14 protein-coding genes, 1 tRNA gene and 1 pseudogene are annotated in these 17982 nt (G+C 42.6%); 9 read left to right on the top strand and 7 right to left on the bottom strand.

Annotated features, from left to right (window positions below; genetic code table 11):
- Positions 1-49 precede the first annotated feature (49 nt).
- Positions 50-952: a 16S rRNA (cytosine(1402)-N(4))-methyltransferase RsmH gene (gene rsmH / locus HXY43_RS10895; RefSeq protein ID WP_290883197.1), complete on the bottom strand. Its 903-nt coding sequence runs from the start codon at positions 950-952 to the stop codon at positions 50-52.
- Between the two features lie 532 nt (positions 953-1484).
- On the opposite strand from rsmH, the gene HXY43_RS10890 reads away from it, so the two are divergent.
- A complete protein-coding gene (locus HXY43_RS10890; protein ID WP_290883196.1) occupies positions 1485-2669 on the top strand; it encodes an NAD(P)H-quinone oxidoreductase subunit H in 1185 nt (394 codons plus the stop codon).
- 516 nt (positions 2670-3185) lie between these two features.
- On the opposite strand, the gene HXY43_RS10885 is transcribed toward HXY43_RS10890, so the two are convergent.
- Entirely contained in the window at positions 3186-5714 is a 2529-nt protein-coding gene (locus HXY43_RS10885; protein WP_290883195.1) for a mannose-1-phosphate guanyltransferase, read from the bottom strand.
- Positions 5715-6126: 412 nt separating this feature from the next.
- Between HXY43_RS10885 and HXY43_RS10880 the strand changes: the two genes are divergently transcribed.
- Positions 6127-6318: a hypothetical protein gene (locus tag HXY43_RS10880; RefSeq protein WP_026732205.1), complete on the top strand. Its 192-nt coding sequence runs from the start codon at positions 6127-6129 to the stop codon at positions 6316-6318.
- Between the two features lie 34 nt (positions 6319-6352).
- Complete coding sequence (locus HXY43_RS10875; protein ID WP_290883192.1) at positions 6353-7147, top strand: cobalt-precorrin-6A reductase; 795 nt, start codon at positions 6353-6355, stop codon at positions 7145-7147.
- Between the two features lie 16 nt (positions 7148-7163).
- Here HXY43_RS10875 and HXY43_RS10870 read toward each other — a convergent pair whose 3' ends face one another.
- The 4 genes from HXY43_RS10870 to HXY43_RS10855 all read right to left on the bottom strand — a co-directional run bounded on the left by HXY43_RS10870 (position 7164) and on the right by HXY43_RS10855 (position 13188).
- On the bottom strand, positions 7164-7580 hold the full coding sequence (locus HXY43_RS10870) for a hypothetical protein (RefSeq protein WP_290883191.1): 417 nt from the start codon (positions 7578-7580) through the stop codon (positions 7164-7166).
- Between the two features lie 317 nt (positions 7581-7897).
- Positions 7898-8167, bottom strand: a complete 270-nt coding sequence (locus tag HXY43_RS10865; RefSeq protein WP_290883189.1) for a YciI family protein — start codon at positions 8165-8167, stop codon at positions 7898-7900.
- Positions 8168-8300: 133 nt separating this feature from the next.
- Positions 8301-10736: a phenylalanine--tRNA ligase subunit beta gene (pheT, locus tag HXY43_RS10860; protein ID WP_290883187.1), complete on the bottom strand. Its 2436-nt coding sequence runs from the start codon at positions 10734-10736 to the stop codon at positions 8301-8303.
- Between the two features lie 313 nt (positions 10737-11049).
- Positions 11050-13188, bottom strand: a complete 2139-nt coding sequence (locus HXY43_RS10855) for a WD40 repeat domain-containing protein (RefSeq protein WP_367161478.1) — start codon at positions 13186-13188, stop codon at positions 11050-11052.
- 124 nt (positions 13189-13312) lie between these two features.
- Between HXY43_RS10855 and HXY43_RS10850 the strand changes: the two genes are divergently transcribed.
- The 6 genes and pseudogenes from HXY43_RS10850 (at position 13313) to HXY43_RS10825 (ending at position 16530) form a co-directional block, all read left to right on the top strand.
- Positions 13313-13468 (top strand): hypothetical protein, encoded by a 156-nt coding sequence (locus HXY43_RS10850; protein WP_155960385.1) that lies wholly within the window; start codon positions 13313-13315, stop codon positions 13466-13468.
- A gap of 147 nt (positions 13469-13615) precedes the next feature.
- Positions 13616-14713, top strand: coding sequence for a tocopherol cyclase family protein (locus tag HXY43_RS10845; protein WP_290883185.1), 1098 nt, complete (start codon positions 13616-13618; stop codon positions 14711-14713).
- A 35-nt stretch (positions 14714-14748) separates the two neighbouring features.
- A tRNA-Arg gene (locus HXY43_RS10840) sits at positions 14749-14822 on the top strand.
- A 292-nt stretch (positions 14823-15114) separates the two neighbouring features.
- Positions 15115-15621 carry a YdcF family protein gene (locus HXY43_RS10835; protein ID WP_290883247.1) on the top strand — a complete coding sequence of 169 codons (507 nt, stop codon included), beginning with the start codon at positions 15115-15117 and terminating at the stop codon, positions 15619-15621.
- An 80-nt stretch (positions 15622-15701) separates the two neighbouring features.
- Positions 15702-15872 (top strand): annotated as a pseudogene (locus HXY43_RS10830) (ATP-binding protein); the annotation flags it as partial.
- 448 nt (positions 15873-16320) lie between these two features.
- The gene (locus HXY43_RS10825) at positions 16321-16530 is read left to right on the top strand and encodes a Nif11-like leader peptide family natural product precursor (protein ID WP_290883184.1); all 210 of its coding nucleotides are present in this window, start codon (positions 16321-16323) and stop codon (positions 16528-16530) included.
- A gap of 54 nt (positions 16531-16584) precedes the next feature.
- Here HXY43_RS10825 and HXY43_RS10820 read toward each other — a convergent pair whose 3' ends face one another.
- Positions 16585-17757: a CapA family protein gene (locus tag HXY43_RS10820; protein ID WP_290883182.1), complete on the bottom strand. Its 1173-nt coding sequence runs from the start codon at positions 17755-17757 to the stop codon at positions 16585-16587.
- Positions 17758-17982: the final 225 nt, after the last annotated feature.

Below are 17982 nucleotides of genomic sequence, written 5' to 3'. Positions count from 1 at the left end.
TATCTCTGAGTATGAAGAAATTAATTAAATTTTTTCTCTATGAGCTATTTTAGGATGCAGCAACTCTCTGGGCGATTCTCAGTTTGGCAGAACGAGCGCGGGGATTATTAACAATTTCTTCTTCTTGTGCGGTAATTGGCTTTTTTGTCAAAACCTGCAATAAGGATGAATTTCTAAAACTGTGCTTCACTAAGCGGTCTTCTAGGCTATGAAAACTGATAATCGCGATTCTACCACTTGGTATGAGTGCCTGTGGTGCTTTAGCAAGAAAGGTTTCTAAAGACTTTAACTCGTCATTGACCACAATTCGCAGCGCTTGAAAAACACGGGTGGCGGGGTGAATTCTGCCATAACGATATTTAGGAGGGACGGAGGAGGCGATCGCCTGTGCTAGCTCAGTGGTAGTGTGAAATGGACGCTGTTCAACAATGCGTTTGGCAATGCGCCGCGAAAGTCTCTCTTCGCCGTACGTAAAGAAAATATTAGCTAACTCCGCTTCATCCCATTCATTCACGACATCAGCCGCAGTAAGAGATTGGCTTGTGTCCATCCGCATATCTAATTCTGCTTCATGGCGAAAGCTAAAGCCCCGTTCTGGCCTATCCAAATGGTAAGAACTCACGCCTAAATCAGCAAGAATACCGTCAAAAGTATTAGATGGGTACTTATAGGCAGCAAAATTACTGTGAATAAAAGTGATTTTCTCCCCAAACTCAGCCAACTCCTTTCTCGCCGCCGCCAAAGCATCTTCATCCTGGTCAATGGCGGTGACTCGCACATCTGGTGCAGCTTCTAAAATCAAGCGAGTGTGACCACCTCCTCCTACCGTTGCATCTAAATAATGCCCACCAGGACGTACCACCAAGCCTTCAATGACTTCCTGAGGTAAGACAGGAATATGGGAAAAAGTCGGTTCTTCGATATCTAGTGGTTGAGAGGAATGAGAATTCATATGGGCTGGCGCAGAAATGAACAATTAACGATAAATAAATACAGTAGGTGTGTTAAATAGCCCTGACTGTCTAATTGATATGTTCAAATAGAAGCTCAATTATCTATTTATTTGTCAATATACAAAGTGACACTATTTGAAGTGACACATATAAAAATCTTCCCTTTCATCATCCTTGCACCTTTCCTTTTTCCCTTTCTTATTTAACGAATGGATATATCAAACTGCTCTTGATTTAAAGTCATACTTATGCATGTTGGTGCGTTCAAACACCAATATAACCTATCGCTATCTTCTGGAATGCTTATAGATAGTTCTGTGAGTGAGAATCGGCTTACCCACACCCATCTCAATATAATTAAATTAGTTAAATGCAAGCCAAACGCATGAATTCCGCAGCCCTAACCTGTTGAATTTATGCGTATTAGTAGCAAATGTATATTCAAAAAGCCACCCGAAATCAGAACGTCAAACACATTTCCAAGTAGGGGTTACTGGCTTCATCGTTCACAAACGGGAGAACACTGAATCTATGGCAAGAATAGAAACCCGCACTGAACCTATGGTGCTGAACATGGGGCCCCATCACCCCTCAATGCACGGGGTTCTGCGGTTAATTGTCACCTTAGATGGCGAGGATGTCGTTGATTGTGAACCGGTAATTGGCTACCTGCACCGGGGAATGGAAAAAATCGCGGAAAACCGCACCAATCTCCAGTATGTTCCCTACGTGAGCCGCTGGGACTACGCAGCGGGTATGTTTAACGAAGCCGTTACTGTTAACGCCCCAGAAAAGTTAGCAGGTATTACCGTCCCCAAACGCGCCAGCTACATCCGCGTCATCATGCTGGAGTTGAACCGCATCGCCAACCACTTACTGTGGTTTGGCCCCTTTCTTGCTGATGTGGGCGCTCAAACTCCCTTTTTCTATCAGTTCCGCGAACGGGAAATGATTTACGATCTGTGGGAAGCAGCCACAGGTTATCGCATGGTCAACAACAATTACTTCCGGATTGGGGGAGTAGCAGTTGACTTACCTTACGGTTGGGTTGACAAGTGCTTAGACTTTTGCGACGACTTATTGCCGAAAGTAGACGAGTATGAGCGCTTGGTTACTAATAACCCCATTTTCCGCCGTCGCGTCGAAGGTGTCGGTACTATCACGCGCGAAGAAGCAATTAACTGGGGGCTTTCCGGCCCGATGTTACGGGCATCTGGCGTGAAGTGGGATTTACGGAAAGTAGACCATTACGAATGTTATGACGACTTCGACTGGGAAGTACACTGGGAAACAGCCGGAGATTGTCTAGCCCGTTACTTGGTGCGGATGCGGGAAATGCGCGAATCCGTGAAGATTATTAGACAAGCCATCAAAGGACTTCCAGGCGGCCCTTACGAGAATCTGGAAGCCAAACGGATGCAGGCAGGTAAAAAATCCGAGTGGGATGACTTTGATTACCAGTACATTGCTAAAAAAGTCGCTCCCACCTTTAAGATTCCCAAAGGAGAAATTTATAGTCGTGTAGAAAGCGGCAAAGGTGAATTGGGAATTTACTTGATAGGCGATGATAACGTTTTCCCTTGGCGATGGAAGATCCGTCCGGCGGATTACAATAACCTACAAATTCTGCCTCATTTGCTAAGAGGCGTGAAGGTAGCAGATATTGTGGTGATTCTGGGCAGCATTGACGTAATTATGGGATCGGTAGACCGTTAATTACTCTTTAGGGTGGGCATTGCCCACCTTATACCAATTCTGTATAAAGATGCGCCCTCCGTGTCAGAAATAAAAACGTAGACGCGTAGCGGCTTCCCGTAGGGTACCACAAAGAACACAAAGAGAGGAGATATGGAGAGAATTTGGCGCAGCTTCACAAAGAAACGATATTACTAAAAAATCCTTATAGTAATCCTAAATAATTCGTAAAAATCCCTTTTTATGTCTTTTCTTCCTGTACTTTGTGTACTTTGTGGTTCGTTTGAAAAGAAAGTCTTACTACTCTAATATGATGATTATATTTAACAAATTAATATTAATAAATTATGGTTCAAACTCTCTCAAAAGAAAACATTGCACTTGAGCAATTAAAAGATTTACAACGTATACTCAGACGCATTTGCTAATAGACAGGAAATAACAAACAAATTTAAAAATGCCTAGAAGACAGGACTAAATAAACAAAGCCCGCGTATGCGGGCTATACAATAAGGCGTTTACAAATCAGATTTGCTGCTACACTTCTGCCACAACTTGTTCCTGTTCTTTTTCTACAAACGTCTGCACGCGGGCGCGGTAATGTCTTAAAGTCTCATCTACCCAATCGCGATCGTTACTATTGGCATACAAATGTACTAGTGGTTCGCTGGCATCGGGTAAAACTAACACCCAACTATCATCGTAGGGGTGGCAAATTTTTACCCCATCGATTAATTCCAGATTTTGTGCTGGGTGAGTTTCTACCAGGTGACGCATTAGTGCTCCTTTGGCAGTCCAGGGACAACGAATCACATGAGATTTATGTACCACGCGCGGCAATTCTGACCGGACGGCGGCAAGCGATCGCTCTTGGATTGTCAGCATCTCAATTAATTTAGCAATGCAGAACATGGCATCAAAACCCGGATGCAATTGCGGGAAAATAAAGCCTGTGTCTGCACTACCTCCCAACACTACATTCGGATTCTTGTAACTTGCCTCCATCAACGCCGTGGGATTGGCTTTGGTGCGAATGACTTTACCATCGTGGCGACGGGCAATTTGTTCTACCGCACTGGATGCATGTACTGGTACGACAACTGTTCCTCTAGGATTGGAGGTTAACATCATGTCTACCATCAGTGCTGTTAACATTTCCCCACGAATAGCTATGCCAGATTCATCAACCAAAATTAGCTGTTCGCCATTCGCCGATACCTGGACGCCAAAGTTCGCTTTTAACGCCTCTACTACATGACCCAACTGCGTCAGTAGTGTTTCACGGTCAGTAGCAGACATGGCAGTTTTATTCAAACTGGCATTCAGCACTACCGCATCCACCGCATACTTGTCTAACATTTGCGGCAACACTGCACCGGATACGGCATAAACGTAGTCAATTACTACTTTTGCCCGACTATTGCGAATTGTGTCAATGTGTAACAGCTTTTCAAAGGCTGTGCAGTATTCGTCAGCCACTTCACTGGGATAGGCAACATCGCCAATTTCGTGAATGAGCGATCGCCGCATATCTTCTTTGAAGTAAGCGCCTTCAATTTTCTTTTCTTTAGCTTTGGAAATATTAATGCCCTTGGCGTCGAGGAATTCAATCAAGATATAATCTGGGCGATCTGGATGTACGCGTACGTGGATACCGCCAGCTACACCCATTGTTGGTATCACAGTACGCGCGATCGGGATAGCTGTCGCGTCTAGGTTCTGAATATTCACACCAACGGACATGAGACCGGCGATTAACGAGCGAGTGACCATGCGCGAGATATTGCGTTGGTCGCGGGAAACCGTTACCTTTGAACCGGGTTTCAAAGTAGAACCATAAGCAGCACCCAATTTCACTGCAAATTCAGGGGTAATATCAATATTTGCCAATCCTTGTACGCCCCGTTGCCCAAACAAGTTGCGCTGGGCGGTATTCCCCCAAATCAGGTTAATATTCAAAATCGCCCCTGACTCAATCTTTTTACTGGGCCAAACCCGCACGCCAGGGCTAATTTGGGCTTCTTCTCCCACCGTTGAAAGTGAACCGACTACGGCAGCTTCTAATACATGAGCGCGGCGGTCTACACGAGTACCACGGGAAATTACGCAAGCGGATAGGTGCGCTTCCTCACCAATAATTGCACCATTCCAAAGAATCGGGCGCTTGAGGTTGGCATCAGCACCAATGGTGACATTATCCCCAATCACTGTTCCTGCTTCGATCTGAACTCTGGCCCCGATGCGGCAATTGTCACCAATAATGGCAGGGGCCTCAATTTCAGCTGTGGGGTCAATGTAAGTGTTTTGACCTACCCATAAACCAGGAGATTGCTCTTTATAAGGAAAGTCAAGCTTAACTTTACGATCTAATGCATCATACTGAGCTTCACGATAGGCATCTAAATGACCGACATCGCACCAGTAGCCTTTAGCGATGTAACCAAACATTGGTTCGCCTTCTTCCAGCAGCAAAGGAAATAAATCTTTAGAAAAGTCCGATTCCTGGTTAGCTGGCAAATATTCCAAAACCTCTGGCTCCAAAATGTAAGCACCAGTGTTAACAGTATCGGAAAAAATTTCACTAGTAGAAGGTTTTTCTAAAAATCGTTTAATTCGGCCTTCTTCATTAGTAATTACTACTCCAAACTCTATTGGGTTGGGAACACGAGTCAAAATCAAAGTTGCTTTCGATTTTTTTTGTTTGTGAAATTCAATTGCTGCTGACAGATCAAAATCTGTGATACTATCACCGCTAATTACTAAAAAGGTTTCATCTAGAAGTTCAGCAATGTTTTTCACACAGCCTGCTGTACCCAAGGGCTGGTCTTCTTCCACTGAGTAAGTAATCTGTACACCAAAATCGCTGCCATCTTGAAAGTAATCTCGCAAGGCATCAGGTAAATAATGCAGTGTGGCAACTACTTCTGTGATGTCATGCCGTTTGAGAAGATTAATTATATGTTCGGCAATTGGTCGATTTAGGATGGGTACCATAGGTTTAGGCAGGTCGCATGTTAACGGACGAAGTCGCGTTCCCGATCCTCCTGCCATCAGTACTGCTCTCATAGATCCTCCTTAGGCTATTTGCACCACTTGCTGCATCAAGGTTAAATCAGATGAAGTTCTGTCTCCTTTCTTTAGTGTCCTATGGATATTGAAATTTGAGGAACTTCCGCAAGATGCATCTAGCTAAGCATAAGTACATCTACTCATCACACTAGCTTGTTTGTCGATACAAAATCAAGCCGCTACGCGGAGTCATTAGTCTTTTGTCCTTTGTCTTTACTAATGACTAATCAACAAGAAAAAATATAAATATTTTTGTTTTTGTTTTTAGTTTTGCTTTTTGACTTGATTTTCACCGAGTTTTGGATTGCTTTGTTGATGAACTATAACTGGATGCTATGAGGAAGGCTACTTTAAACTGGAATATAAGGATTTTTATAGATACTGTCTTGTGCTTGTGGAGTAGATTGGAATGGGTGAATTGATTGGTTTTGTACTTTTAGTAGGTTACGTAGGTGGTGCATGGAAGTTTTGGAGTGGATTTAGAAATACGAACTTCACTCGCAGCTTGGGCAATCGCCTGATGTTATCTTTGCTTTGGCCAGCTTTGTATATTGCAAATAAGTCTTATCGTCAAAACTTTAGAAAGGCGCTCAAGGGTTAAAGATTACTGTTAAATTTCCAATCATGAGAATTCGGTGGTGGGACGAATCTGGTTAATTGGTGGGACTGCTGAAAGCGTTTTTTTAGCAGAAGCACTCGCCCACTCCCAAATTTCTTGCGTCGTTTCTGTCACCACAGAAGCAGCGCGATCGCTTTACCCAAATGCATCGACGTTGTTGGTTTGGGTAGGAAATTTAAATTTTGTAAACTTAGATAAATTTTTGCAACAACAGCAAATTGCTGCTGTTTTAGATGCATCTCACCCTTACGCAGTGGAAATTTCCAAAAATGCGATCGCAGTGTGTCAAAAGTTGCAAATTCCTTACCTGCGCTATGAACGCCCCGTTATTGAAGAGAGGGGGGGAAGGGGAGAGGAGGGGAAGGGGAGAATAGTTTATATAGATAGTTTTAATACAGCAATTTGCGGAAATTACTTAACTAAGGAACGGGTGCTTTTGACTGTGGGATATAGACCATTGCACCTATTTTTACCTTGGCAAGAGCGAGCTACTTTGTTTGCTAGGCTACTTCCTTCACAAATAGCTTTAGAGGCTGCATCAAAGGCAGGATTTACACCAGATAGAATTATTTGCTTACGTCCTCCCATCTCAGCTGATTTAGAAAAGGCGCTATGGCGTCACTGGGATATTTCCTTAGTTATCACCAAGGCATCAGGTACAGCAGGAGGAGAGGACGTTAAGCGAAGGGTTGCAGCGGAGTTGGGCGTAAAGCTAGTAATAATTACTCGCCCAGAGGTTGTCTATCCGCAGCAAACAAGTGATGTATCAGAGGCGTTGGAGTTTTGCTGTCAGCACGTAGTTAGTGCTTGAACTGGTAATTTCCGAATTACCTTCTTCTTCCATTGGTAAGGATGTTGATAGCTGCACCTGCGGCTGCGCCATCAATTGCATCGCCAGCGGCATTTCTGGTGTTGCCACGAAGAATTGTGCCAGTTGCTGCACCAGCAGCCGCACCGACGCCGACATCTTGACCGATGTTACGGTATACACGGTTTTGCGGTTGCTTTCTAGTACCGTGAACGGCATTGACAGCAGCACCAGCAGCAGCACCCTTAACAGCGTTGTTTAATACAGAACCACGTCCTCTGATCGCACCAGATAGGATGCCAGCACCTGCTCCGATCGCGGTATCTTGGAGGATGTATTCATCAGCAGACGCAGGTTGAGCAGGAACCAAGCTAGCTCCAGCTACACTTGCAGCCATTAAGCTGGGTAAAAATGCACGTTTCAATATTTTGTTCATAGAAGTACCTTCTCAACAGATTTAATTTAATGATTGAATTTGTTTGACTCTACTTTCAGTCTAGGCAACAGTAATTTTTCTTGCATGAAAATTCTTTCATGATACCCGTAAAAAAGTATGTTCGGCTGCCAGTTTTTTTATTGGCATATGGTAGTTAGGGTTGTCCATATTCATTAGTTATTGCTTTGCGTAAAATAGTAGGGTTTTTTAACGCAGAGGTACGCAGAGGAAACGCGGAGGTACGCAGAGTTTTTGCGAGTTTTATTCGCTAGGAATTAAAGTGCTGTGTGTAAGAGAGCAGCTTAGCTTGATGTGAATCAAAATGCCTGAATCCATTCTTTGATAAAGTATTCTGTCCAAATACCGTTTTGCCAGTAGGGATCGTTTTCTACTAACTGGCGTACTGTTTCTTCATCTGGCGCTTCATAAATTCCAAACACTTTGGTCACATCTTTAGTAGGGCCAATAGTAATTAACACGCCAGATTCTTTCTGTTTTGCCAGTCCATCTAAATGCGCTTGTCGGTAAGGAGCGCGTTTTTCGAGGACATCTTCGCAGTAAGTTCCCCACATTACATATTTGGGCATAGGTAATCAATTCTCAAAATTCAAAAGGATGGTTAGTAGATAGTAGATAGTTGTTAGTAGATAGTAGATAGCTGTTAGTTGTTGGTTTTTTACCACTAACCACTAACCACTAACCACTAACCATTAAGTACTATTAACTTCTCAAGGCAACACCAAATTTTTCGACTAGTGTATCGCGAACTTTTTGATGTACTGGTTCAACTTCTGCATCGGTAAGAGTGCGATCGCTAGCCCGATAAATTAAGCGGAATGCCAAACTCCGCTGTCCTGGTGGTACATGTTCGCCGCGATATTCGTCAAACAATTCCACAGACTCTAGCAAATCTTTGCCTGCGTTGTTAATTGCTTTTTCGATTTCGGCAACTGTCACCTTTACGGGTGCGAAAAAGGCAATGTCTCTGTCAGTAGCTGGATAGGTGGAATAAGGTTTAAATGTCGGTACGATGATTTCATCTTGATCCAGTGCGTCCAACAGTACATCCAGATGCATTTGAAACAGGTAAACTGCTTCTGGTAAACCTCTTTCGTGCCGTAGTTGGGGATGCAGTTGCCCAAAGATGCCCAGTCTGTTTCCTCCGATCCACAATGAAGCAGTGCGTCCTGGATGCAAGCGTTCATCACGGCAATCGGGTTGATATTCTACTTGCAAACCCATTTGCTGAAATACGCTTTCGAGTACGCCTTTGGCTTCAAACCAAGTCATGGGTTGTTCGCGTCCGCTTCTTGTCCACTTGCTGGAGGTGCGATCGCCCCCCATAATTCCGGCTATGGCATCCGCTTCTTGCAAGCCGTTTTCTTCCTGCCAGAAAATTCGCCCAATTTCAAAACCGTTGAGGGGGCCGTTACCTTGTTCTAAGTTGTACACAAAAGCGTCTATTAACCCGGATATCAAATCAGTTCGCAGGGCTGAATATTCTACAAATAACGGATTTGCTAGCGCTATCTGTCTGTCTCCCCCAGGCTTGACTAGGGAGTAGTGCATTAATTCTGTCAAACCTTCTGCCCGGAAGGCAGTTCGCAGTTTCCGGAGCATTTCCACATCAAAAGGTAGATAACCTGCTCCTGACTTTTCGGGTAGAGTGTCGCAGAAATGATCGTAGCCGTAGAGACGGGCAATTTCTTCAACTAAATCTATTTCCCGTTCTAAGTCGCGGTAACGGTAGGGCGGTACTGTCACCATCCACTTGCCTTCGTCTAAAGAAGTAAGCTGACATCCTAATGCCGTTAAGATGCGTTCTACATCTTCAGCTTGCAGTTCTCCGGTTTTTTCTCCCAAATCAACAGGCCCCAACACTTGATTAACTCGCTCTAAACGTAGTTCTATCGAACGTGTCCAAGTGGATGGATCGGGACGAGTATCGCTAATTTCCTGAGTGACAAGATTTCCCTGAGCGAGTTCGGTAATTAAGTTTAAGGCGCGGCGTGTGGCTATTTCCAACCCAGCGCTGTTTATACCGCGTTCGTAGCGAGCAGAAGACTCACTTCTTAACCCCACACTCCGAGAAGAACGGCGAATGGCAACGGAATCAAATAATGCTGCTTCTAATACAAGGTTTTGCGTACCTTCATGGACTTCGGTTTCTTCGCCTCCCATCACTCCTGCGAGAGCAACGGGTTTATCGTTGGCGGTGATGAGTAGGTTTTGGATAGAGAGAGTGCGAGTTTGTCCGTCTAGGGTTTTCAGGGTTTCTCCCGCGTTGGCAAAGCGAACACCAATGTTTAATTTGTCACCAGCTGCTACTGTTTTGAGGCGATCGCGATCGAAGGCGTGTAGCGGCTGTCCCCATTCCAACAATACATAGTTAGTAATGTCTACTACATTATTTATTGGTCGCACTCCTGCGGCTCGCAAGCGCTGTTGCAACCAATCAGGAGAGGGTGCAATTTTTACTTGTTCAATTACCGTACCAATATAAGCAGGGCAAGCTTGTGTATCAGCTACTTTAATCGCTAAATTTCCCGCCCCTTGGGGAACCGACACCTCATCAGGTTCGGGAATAGTTAGTTTTGCGCCTGTCAGGGCTGCTACTTCCCGGGCTATACCTACCATACTCAAGGCATCAGCGCGGTTAGCAGTCGCAGTCACATCTAAAATTACATCATCTAAACCCAACAGCGATCGCACATCGCTACCCAGTTGGAGATTTTCCTGGGTAAAGATATGAATCCCGTCTACATCGCTAGGCAAACCCAGTTCTTTTAGAGAACAAATCATGCCGTTCGACGGGACACCGCGCAGTTTTGCAGGTTTAATCTTTAAATTGATATTTGGTAAGTAAGTACCTACTGTTGCAACTGGCACATAAATATCAGCGCGGACATTGGCAGCACCGCAAACGATATTGAGAGTTTCTCCTGTACCGATATCAACTTGACAAACACTTAATTTATCAGCATTGGGGTGGGGTTGCCGCTCAAGCACTCTCCCAATCACAACACCATCTGCCCAAGTGCGGCGATCTTCAATATCTTCTACTTCAAACCCCGCCATCGTCAGGGTTTCTGCTAAATCTTCCGGGCTAAGTTTGACCTCGACTAGTTCCCGCAGCCATTTAAGAGAAATACGCATGGAATGTGTGTGCTTGTGCGAAATTTCAGAACTGAAATTAGAATGCAATGACTATTTTAGAATTAATCGACAAAGTTCCTCATCCATTGCAAAAAGCAATTTCATTTCACAAGGTTGATTTAAGGTTAAATATGTTACTCAAATTTTGGGATACTACTAAGGTAACTCCAAAAAATCAATTATCCAATTCCTGCATCCTACACGATTTATTCCCCTTTCCTTGTCCTCCTTGTCTAAGTACGATATTGCAAAAATTGTAACTAATTAAACCTGTAAAGACTCTGCGCCCCTCTGCGTTTAAAAAAGCTACGATTTAAAGTCGGGGAAGTGTTAACAGTATGACTGTCTTATCTCCATTTCCACTAGCCAAGATCTTCCCGTCCTGACTAAAGGCAATACTGTAAATCGCACCCTCACCAACGGTAATATTATTTAATTCTTTGCTCGTATCTACCTGCCATAACTTAATCGTTTGATCGTAACTACCACTAGCTAAAATTTTGCCATCCGGGCTAAAAGCAAGAGAATAAACCTCATCAGAGTGTCCTGTCAGAGTACTCAGTTCTTGACCACTTTCTACATGCCATAACTTAATTGTTTTGTCTTGATGACCACTGGCTAAAATTTTGCCATCTGGGCTAAAAGCAACAGCATAAATTCTTCCCATGAAACCAGATTTGCTTTTGAGAGTAAGAAATTTATTTTGTGATAAATACCAAATTTTAATAGTTTGATCGCGATCGCCACTACCACTAGCTAGCATTTTGCCATCTGGGCTAAAAGCAATGCATAATACTTCATCGATATGTCCTGTAAGTGTCTGTATTTCTTTCTGGTTATCTAAAGACCAAAGTTTAATAGTTTGATCTTGACTACCGCTAGCGAGAATATTGTTATTGGGGCTAAAAGCAACAGAGTAAACTTTATCTTTATGCCCTGTCAATGTACAAATTTCTTGTTCCGTAACCACATTCCACAATTGAATATTTTTATTATCACTACCACAGGCTAAGGTTTTCCCATCAGCACTCCAAGCAACTGAATTCACTTTTCCTGAGGCTGTGAAGGTACGGTGTTGCTGACTATCTAAATGCCAAATTTTAACGGTTTTGTCATGACTGCCACTTGCTAAGATTGTCTGCGAGGAGTTAAGGGGAAGCGGACAGAAAGCAACAGATACCACCCGTTCAGAGTGTCCTTGGAGAGGTGGTAGAGATTTGATGTTTTGTGTTTGTGTTGAGTGTGATGTTGGTGCAGCCACTGGTGCTAAAACTTCTGCTGTTTTAGGTTTTAGCTGAGGCTGCAAGTCTTTTTGTTCCTCAACTGGAGATGGATTTTGCAAAATTCTGATTTGCTCTTGAGGTGTTACTAATGTTGGTAGCGTGATATTTATTTGCGCTTGTTGTTTAGTGAGGGACTGTGTTAATGTTTGCATTTCAGTCTGGTATAGAGCGATCGCATGCCTGAATTCTTCTATTTGTTTTTGAGTACTTGCACTTAAATTTTGTATATAAGCATTTAGTTGAGTTAGGTACTGTCTAATCGGCTGAATTTGTTGTTGGGTATTTGTATTTAACTGTTTTGTAAAAGTCTCGATTTGTGCCAGCCGCTGGTTGAAAGCGTCAATATTAAGTGCTTGCTGCAACTGTTGGAGTTGATCCATGTGCTGCTGAGCATTTGTATTTATTTGTTGTGTAAAGGTATCAATTTGTCCCAAGTGCTGTCTTAAAAACTCAAATTGCTTCTGAGTACTTGTATTTAAATGTTGGGTGAAGGTATTGAGTTGGGCAAGCTGTTGTTTAAGTGGCTCTATTTGTTGTTGAGTAGTTGTATTCAATTGTTGGGTGAAGGTATCAAGTTGGGCAAGTTGTTGTTTGAGTGGCTCTATTTGTTGTTGAGTAGTTGTATCTAACTGTTGGGTGAAGGTATCAAGTTGGGCAAGTTGCTGTTTGAGTGGCTCTATTTGTTGTTGAGTAGTTGTATTTAACTGTTGGGTGAAGGTATCAAGTTGGGCAAGTTGTTGTTTGAGTGGCTCTATTTGTTGTTCAGTCGTTCTACCCAATTGCTGTCTTAATGTATCTAGTTGCACCAAATGTTGTTGAACAGAGTCAGTACTTTGCTCCTGTTGGTTTCGCTGTAATTCTTCTATCTGTTTTTGAGTTGATTGACTCAACCTATGGGTATAGTTATCAAAGTTTTCTAGGCGTTGTCTAAAAGGATCGATGAGTTGATCGAATTGGGCGATCGCATTTTGCTGATGCTGTTCGTTTAAACGCTTTAATCGATCTCGATTAACTGCATTCAAACCAAGAACTATAGTTAAAGGGGCTGCTGCGTAGACAACCTGTTGAGTTACTGTTGCCACCAAGGTTCCAATTGCGGAGGCACACAGGGAAATATACTCAGTAACTTCTAGCCAGTGGAGTTTGGTCATAATCAAGTAGACTGCCATGCTTGCGGTTGGGAGAAAAAACAGCTAGAACGCGCAAAGTGGTTTTAGGGCTTATCCTTATCTTTAATTTTCTGCCAACAAAGTTTTCCAATCTGTGCTGAGAATTCCCCATTACCTGTAGGAGATGAACAAAGGTAATGCTAGCGAGTGTCAGCCCCAAGATAGATTAGCTTTGTTTTTGTTTAAAAATGTTAAGGCGATCGCGCATACTAAAAAAGGGTGTCAGGGTGGTTTGGGTGTGAGAGGTAATACCATTTTGAAAAAAGAATGCGACAAATAGACAACATTGTAGAGACGCGCTGTTTGAAGCGTCTCTACATCTCAAATGGTTTAAAGGCATTATTAACAAAAACAAACCAAATTCCTCAAGTGCAGTTCCCTCACACCCCTATCCTCTTACACCCTTACACCTCTGTGAACAGAACTCATGCTTGATCTTGTTAAGAATCCTTTTGACACCACCCAAACTCCTCATAGTGGCTATCACTGGGATGGCAGTAACCGTCGCTTCTTTGAAGGTTGGTATTACCGCGTCACGTTGCCTTGGGAAGGGCAATCTTTTGCCTTTATGTACTCTATCGAAGACCCCATCGGCGGTAAACCCCACAGTGGTGGTGCAGCACAAATCTTGGGGCCAGATGATGAATATTTATGTCGTACTTTTCCTGAAGTTAGCAAATTTTGGGCAAGGCAGGATGTGCTAGCTTTGGGTCATTGGGGCAAAACAGACCTAAACATCCAACCCCGCTACCTTCAACCAGCAGAGTTTGAGCTTCATGTCAAACAAGGCTATCAAGCGACAGCTACTCTGAATCAAGGGGAAATTAGCGATCCCGGTACTGGCAAATATTGCCGTTGGCAATATCAAATTCAGCCCGTATACGGTTGGGGGAACCAAAATAGCGTACAGCAATCAACCGCTGGCTGGCTGTCATTTTTGCAGATTTTTGAACCTGGGTGGCAAATATTGATGGCGCATGGGTTAGCTAGCGGTTGGATAGATTGGAATGGTAAACGCTACGAATTTACCAACGCCCCTGCTTACAGTGAGAAAAATTGGGGTGGTGCTTTTCCCAAGAAATGGTTTTGGGCAAATTGTAATAGTTTTTTAGACGAACCCGACCTAGCTCTAACTGCTGGTGGTGGAAAGCGCGGAGTATTATGGTGGATGGAATCTGTGGCTATGGTTGGCTTACACTACCAGGGCAAGTTTTATGAATTCGTTCCTTGGAACTCGCAAGTTAGGTGGAATATCGAGCCTTGGGGACGATGGCAAATGCAAGCAAGAAATTCACACTACGAGGTTGAGTTGCTTGGAACTACCCATTTACCAGGTACTCCTCTGCGTGCGCCCACGGAAAATGGCTTAATGTTTTGCTGCCGTGATACCCTCCAAGGACAGTTAAATTTAGAACTACGAGAATTAAGTAATGGTCAAGGAAAAATTATCCTGAAAGCACACAGTTATGTGTGTGGATTAGAAATAGGCGGCGGAGCTTGGAATAACTGCTGGCAATCTGGCTAAAAGTGATATCATGTAAAGTGATATCTATTTTATTTGGGGCTGTAGCTCAGCTGGATAGAGCGAGCGCCTCCTAAGCGCTAGGTCGCCGGTTCGAATCTGGCCAGTCCCGTTGTCTAAAAACAGTTAAATAAAATACCAGGAATACTTTGCATCTGCGTCAATAGTAGATACAATCAAGCATCGAGCCAGAAAGTGCCTGTTGCTGTAAGTCACCTATGACCGTTTCCAAACTAGGAAAATCACCTAGATATTAATCTGGGCATATTTTTCCTATTTCCGTTAATCTACATTATTATTCTTTTTCAAGCAAAATCTGTTGAAGCAGCCGAAGTGATAGAACCTTGAAAAAGCTACTATTAAAAGGTATTTCTTCTCATTTAACGATCCTAGCCCTACCATTGATGTTGTTGTGGGGTTATAAGGAGATCCAAGGACAATTAGTACAACCGCAAGCGATTTTAGTCTTGGGTGGTTCTACAAGGAAATTAGAAAGAGAAAAGTTTACAGCAGATTTTGCCCGTAAGCATTCCAATCTACCGATTTGGATTTCTGGTGGTAGTCCTCCTAGGGTGACAAGAGAAGTATTTGCCAAAGCCGGAATTAATACTCAGCGGTTGCACTTGGATTATCGGGCAAACAATACAGTAGAAAACTTTACAACGCTGGTGGATGATTTAGAAAAAAGTGGGGTTAAAAGTGTCTACTTGGTAACTTCCGATTACCATATGCGACGCGCTACCGTCATCGGTGAAATTGTCTTAGGTAGTCGGGGAATTAGTTTTAAACCAGTTTCAGTACCTTCCAACAATTCCCCTGAACCAATTGCAAAATCTATCCGTGATGGAGTTAGATCCTTGGTATGGGTAGCCACTGGTTATACAGGTGGAAATGAAGATCGAGATAAGTAAGTAGAAGGAAGAAAACAATAAGTAGCTAGTAGGGTGCGTTAGCGCTAGCGTAACGCACCCTATATCTTACGGGGACAGGTTTAGGATTATCTATTACTCGTCAAATTGTTGTGGAAAAACATGGCGGAACTATCGAGGTTAATTCAAAATTAGGACAAGGAACAGAATTTGCGATCGCTATTCCTATTGGAGTACTTTATGAATATTTGTTAAATAATATTCCCAAACGATCAAAATCGCGTATAAGGTGATTTAAATCACATAAAATCAATAGTGCAACTATTACTGAAGCTGAGGGTTTAAAAGTTATATTTTTGACTTAATTATTATTGTCATATCAGTAATATTAGAGCTAAATCCTAATGGATAATAGATTCAGCCTAGGCTAAATTAAAGAGACTTCAAATAAATTTGAAATTTTTATAGTAATAATTATAAAAAAAGTTGAGAACTGTATCAGCAAATTGACGTAGAAGCCCGCGATCGCTAAACTGTTGTAAATGTGACAGTAAACTGTACGGATACGTGATATTTGATAATCCATATAGTCAAGAACAAAACCTCTCACCGACTTAGAGATGAAATGCTGAGTGTGAGATGGGGAGAAATAAACCAATAACTCTTACACAGACGTGATTAATCGCGTCTGTATTGACTCTTCACCAATGGCTAAATTTATGAAATTCTCGGAGAAAAACTATGTCACAACAGGAAGTAATCAGGCTATTTAGAGCAGCTCAAACCGATCCCAATTTGCGAGAAACACTCAACTCAGCTCCTGATTTAGAAATCTTTGTGCAAATGGCACAAGCGCATGGCTATAACTTCACTTTTGAGGAATGGCAAAAAGCTACTGGTTTAGCAGTGGAAGAGTTAGATTGTCAGTTGTCTGAGATACAAGGAATTTAAGATAAAGTTATTTTTTTATGAAAAAATATTATTTATAATTGTAATTGCCTAATCTTAATTAGTTAATAATATTTCTCCCTTTTTGTTAACCTTTATCGAAGTATTAGGAAAATCGCTGGCAATCAGATAACGCACAAGTCCTACAGTTCGGAAACGCTTATCAATGCGGGGTATTCCTTGCCTATCCATATGTACGGGAATAATTCTACCCCCCACTAAATCTCCCTTTGAATTCAGTTTAACTTCTAAAATCATTGAGTAAGCCGTTTGAGATCGTGTAGATAGAGTCCGGTATCCAAGAAAATTTCCCAAGGAATAAGCAATGAGTTTTCCTTTATAAAGTTCCATTGCTCTGGGAACGTGCGGGCCATGTCCAAGGATTAAATCTGCTCCTGCATCAATCATTTTGCGGGCAAACTTGACTGAATTACCCCGGTTTTCCCCATAAAAAGTCTCCGTCCGATTTTTAACTCGTAATGCACCCGTTCCTTCTGCTCCTGCGTGCATTGATATAATCACAATCTCTGCTCGGGTTTTGGCTTTTTTTACGAGAGCTTGGGCTGTTTCTAAATCGTGAATCGAATTATAAAATTCGTAGGGTGCAAACCCAATCATTGCGATCGCAATATTTTTAACTTCTAGCAAAAGAATTTGATTTTTCTGACCTAAGGTTTCAATCCCAACAGCAGCGAGATTCTTAATAGTGTCACGGAACCCCACCGTACCAAAATCTAAGGCATGATTGTTGGCTATATTGAACACATCAAAGCCAGCATCAGCAAATAACTGAGCATAGGAGGGAGGAGAGCGAAAGGCAAAAACCTGCCCACGAGTGATATCTTTAGCAGTATAAGGATGGTTAGTTAAGCTGGTTTCAAAGTTGCCAAAAAGTATATCTGCTCTTTGCAAGTATGTCCTAACTGATGTTGGTAGCAGTTGGTTGCGATCGCGCGGTAGTCTTTTGTTAGGAAAATTTGTACCGGGAATAACATCTCCTACTGCTTGGATAGTGATGGAGTCTGTATAACTTGGCTCATCTACAAACGGGGGTGAGTTAAAATCTGGGGAATAATTCGGGTCTGGTACAATTTCACTGGGTAGGTTATTCGTATCCGTTGCTTGCGATCGCTTAAAACGGATACTCAATCCGATACTAATGCCTAAACAAAAACATACGCTTACAAAAGCTAACGAGACTAATTTTCCCCCTGGTCGTGGATTAGCCATATTTGCATTCCTCACACCATGAGATTAGTCTATCCCACAAATTAATCCGATTAGTCTTGCTTCTGGCGTTATTTGAGTAAAATTTGCTGAAGTTATTTACTTTATCCGGCGTTGCTGAATTTGGTCATGAATTATGTGTGCATACATTTTTGTAGTTCGATGCCAAATCATTGTAGAGACGTAGCAATGCTACGTCTCTACATACCCGTGAATTGTAAATTCATA

This window comes from Fischerella sp., from assembly GCF_013388695.1.
Taxonomy (GTDB): domain Bacteria; phylum Cyanobacteriota; class Cyanobacteriia; order Cyanobacteriales; family Nostocaceae; genus PCC9605.
Note: the sequence above shows the minus strand (reverse complement) of the source record. Positions and strands in the feature narration are given on the sequence as shown.

Bases quoted from the DNA above. Each gene is read 5' to 3' on its own strand.
- HXY43_RS10820 (WP_290883182.1), bottom strand. From the start codon at position 17,757: ATGGCTAATCCACGACCAGGGGGAAAATTAGTCTCGTTAGCTTTTGTA.
- HXY43_RS10855 (WP_367161478.1), bottom strand. From the start codon at position 13,188: ATGGCAGTCTACTTGATTATGACCAAACTCCACTGGCTAGAAGTTACT.
- HXY43_RS10870 (WP_290883191.1), bottom strand. From the start codon at position 7,580: ATGAACAAAATATTGAAACGTGCATTTTTACCCAGCTTAATGGCTGCA.
- HXY43_RS10845 (WP_290883185.1), top strand. From the start codon at position 13,616: ATGCTTGATCTTGTTAAGAATCCTTTTGACACCACCCAAACTCCTCAT.
- HXY43_RS10880 (WP_026732205.1), top strand. From the start codon at position 6,127: ATGGGTGAATTGATTGGTTTTGTACTTTTAGTAGGTTACGTAGGTGGT.
- HXY43_RS10835 (WP_290883247.1), top strand. From the start codon at position 15,115: ATGTTGTTGTGGGGTTATAAGGAGATCCAAGGACAATTAGTACAACCG.
- pheT (WP_290883187.1), bottom strand. From the start codon at position 10,736: ATGCGTATTTCTCTTAAATGGCTGCGGGAACTAGTCGAGGTCAAACTT.
- HXY43_RS10865 (WP_290883189.1), bottom strand. From the start codon at position 8,167: ATGCCCAAATATGTAATGTGGGGAACTTACTGCGAAGATGTCCTCGAA.
- rsmH (WP_290883197.1), bottom strand. From the start codon at position 952: ATGAATTCTCATTCCTCTCAACCACTAGATATCGAAGAACCGACTTTT.
- HXY43_RS10850 (WP_155960385.1), top strand. From the start codon at position 13,313: ATGAACAAAGGTAATGCTAGCGAGTGTCAGCCCCAAGATAGATTAGCT.
- HXY43_RS10885 (WP_290883195.1), bottom strand. From the start codon at position 5,714: ATGAGAGCAGTACTGATGGCAGGAGGATCGGGAACGCGACTTCGTCCG.
- HXY43_RS10825 (WP_290883184.1), top strand. From the start codon at position 16,321: ATGTCACAACAGGAAGTAATCAGGCTATTTAGAGCAGCTCAAACCGAT.
- HXY43_RS10890 (WP_290883196.1), top strand. From the start codon at position 1,485: ATGGCAAGAATAGAAACCCGCACTGAACCTATGGTGCTGAACATGGGG.